Source organism: Hydrogenophaga sp. (assembly GCF_051007235.1).
Lineage (GTDB): Bacteria > Pseudomonadota > Gammaproteobacteria > Burkholderiales > Burkholderiaceae_C > Hydrogenophaga.
On record NZ_JBPCSJ010000132.1, the window covers coordinates 1 to 2,381 of the forward strand.

The following is a 2,381-nucleotide window of genomic DNA, read 5'->3' on the forward strand; positions in this document are numbered from 1 at the left end:
CGTTTCGGTCACGGTCTGCGTGTCCCGCAGCTCGGTGCGCTCGAACGTCGCGTTGGCCGGCAGCTGGCTGGGCACGTACGCCGCGCACGACTGGGCGAGCGGACGGGCCGCGGGCGGAGCCGGCGTGTCGTTTCCGCCGCAGGCGGCGAGCACGAGCGTGCCGAGCAGAGGGACGGTCAGGGCCCGGGTGCGGGTCCCCTTGAACAGGGCCGGGTTTATGCTGACGGGATGTTTCATCGAAGTGCTTCCTTGCAAAGTGGTGATCGCTCGCGCGCCGCCGGTGGGATCGCATCCACTGGCTGGGTGCGACGGGCGAGGCCCATGCTAGGAAGCGGGTGGGGTGGCGTCTTGTACGCCGCGGGGAACCGCGGGTAAGCACCCATGCAGGCCGGTCATGCCATTCCCGGGGTGGTCTATCTGGGCCGCGACTGGCTGCTGTACGCCGACCCGGATCTGCGGTTCAACCTGTCCGAGAACGTGGCACCGGCGCTGGTGTTCGGGCCGACGCAGGGGCTGGCCACACTGACGCTGCGCGACGGCGCTCAGGTCAGCGCGCCGGTGCTGTTGCACGCCAGCGGGGCCTGGAGTGGCATGACCGTTCGCCGCCCGCTGGCCTTTCTGTACGCGGACCCGTTGTCCGACGTCGGCGTCGGTCTGCAGCAGCGCGCGGCGGGCGGCGTGGTGCCCTGGCCCGATGCCGACCTGATGCAGCGCCACGGCGTGGACCTGCACGCCCTGTGCGGCGGTGCGGTGCCCGCGGCCCAGGCCGGGCCCTGGGTCGCCCGGGTGCTGGCCGATGTGGCCTGTCCGCGCGGTGGCTCGTCACCCATGGACCCGCGGCTGGCCGGCCTGCGTGAGCGCCTGCACCAGCGCAGCGAAGGGCGTGCCGACCCGGCGGTCATCGCCGGCGAGCTGGGCTTGTCGGCCGAACATGTGCGCAAACTGTTCCGGCAACAGGTCGGCATGACCCTGTCGAGTTACCAGGCCTGGGTGCGGCTCTACCAGGTGGCGGCGAACGCGTGCGATGCCCACCACAGCGGCCAGCCGCACAACGCGTCGGAACTGGTCAGCGCCGGAGGCTTTTACGACGCCTCGCACGCTTCGCGGGCGATCCGGCGCTACTTCGATCTGCTGCCCACCGAGATGCTCGCGCCCAAGGCGTTCGTGGATTGCCGCGGGGCGGCCTGAGGCGGCGACCTCAGGCGGTGTGGGGGCTCGCGGCGGTCGACGGCGAACGTTTCTGAACCCGCGCGGCCTGCCAGCTCAGGGCCATGGCCGCGAGCATCAGCACCAGGCCGAACCAGTGCAGTTGGCGCATCAGCCCCTGGGCGATGAGACCGCCGCCCAGCGCCGACCCCAGCGCTTGCCCGCCGTAGAGGGCCGAGGTGTTGAGCGCGACCGTGGCCGGCGCCAGCGCCGGGGCCATGTGCACCAGCCGCGCCTGCTGGGCCGAGTTGGCCGAAAAACAGCCCAGCGCCCACGGCACCAGCACCAGCGCCTGCAGCCACAACGCGCTCGCCCCCAGTGGCCAGAGCAGCAGGGTCAGCGCCATGCCGCTCAGGGTGATGAGCACCGCACGCGGCGCGCCCAGCCGGTCGATGCGGCGCGAGAGCAGCACGTTGCCCGTGAGCCCGAAGGCGCCGAACCACAGGAACAGCAGGGACAGCGCGCCCGCGCCCAGGCCCAGCACCTGCTGGTGGTACGGCGCGAAGTAGGCGAACAGCGTGAACTGGCCGAAGGCCGACAGCAGCGTCACGCCCACCGCCAGCATGAGCGGCGGCGAGCCCAGCGTCTGCGCCCAGGCCTGGCGCGACAGCGCGGCGGGGCGGATGCCGTCGGGCATGGCGCGCCAGACCCAGCCGGCCACCAGCAGGGCCAGCACGGCCACCAGACCGAAGGCCCAGCGCCAGCCGAAGAGGCCGCCGATCCAGGCCGCCAGCGGCATGCCCAGCACCGAGGCCACCGACCAGCCCAGGAACACGAAGGTGATGGCCTTGCCGCGCTGCGCGTCGGGCACCAGCAGGCCCACGCAGGCGGCCGCCTGGGGCGTGAAGATGGCCGGCGGGATCACCGCCAGCACGCGCAGCGGCAGCAGCCAGCCGTAGCTGGGGGCGAACGCGCTGATGCCCATGAACAGCGCGTACCAGAGCAGCGAGAGGGTGAGCAGGCGCCGCCGGTCCCAGCCGGCCACCAGGGTGGCGAACAGCGGCGCCCCCACGCCCATGAGGATGGCGCCGGCGGTGATCAGCAGCCCGGCCTGCGGAATGCTCACCTGCAGCGAGGTGCTGATGTCGTTGAGCGTGCCGGGCACCGCCATGACGCCGGTGCCGATGACGAAGTTGCCCACCATCAGCGCCCAGAGGCTGCGCGGCAGGGGTGGC

At 72.4% G+C, this 2,381-nt stretch carries 2 protein-coding genes and 1 pseudogene; 1 reads left to right on the forward strand and 2 read right to left on the reverse strand.

The features are described from left to right. Positions 1 to 237: pseudogene (locus tag ACR2JA_RS05055) on the reverse strand (hypothetical protein); the annotation flags it as partial. A 144-nt stretch (positions 238 to 381) separates the two neighbouring features. Between ACR2JA_RS05055 and ACR2JA_RS05060 the strand changes: the two are divergent. Beyond that, a complete protein-coding gene (locus tag ACR2JA_RS05060; RefSeq protein WP_434008023.1) occupies positions 382 to 1,188 on the forward strand; it encodes a helix-turn-helix domain-containing protein in 807 nt (268 codons plus the stop codon). Between the two features lie 10 nt (positions 1,189 to 1,198). On the opposite strand, the gene ACR2JA_RS05065 is transcribed toward ACR2JA_RS05060, so the two are convergent. Next, a complete protein-coding gene (locus tag ACR2JA_RS05065) occupies positions 1,199 to 2,374 on the reverse strand; it encodes an MFS transporter (protein ID WP_434008024.1) in 1,176 nt (391 codons plus the stop codon). Positions 2,375 to 2,381: the final 7 nt, after the last annotated feature.

Coding starts and splice junctions, on each gene's coding strand:
- ACR2JA_RS05060 (WP_434008023.1), top strand. CDS start 382: ATGCAGGCCGGTCATGCCATTCCCGGGGTGGTCTATCTGGGCCGCGAC.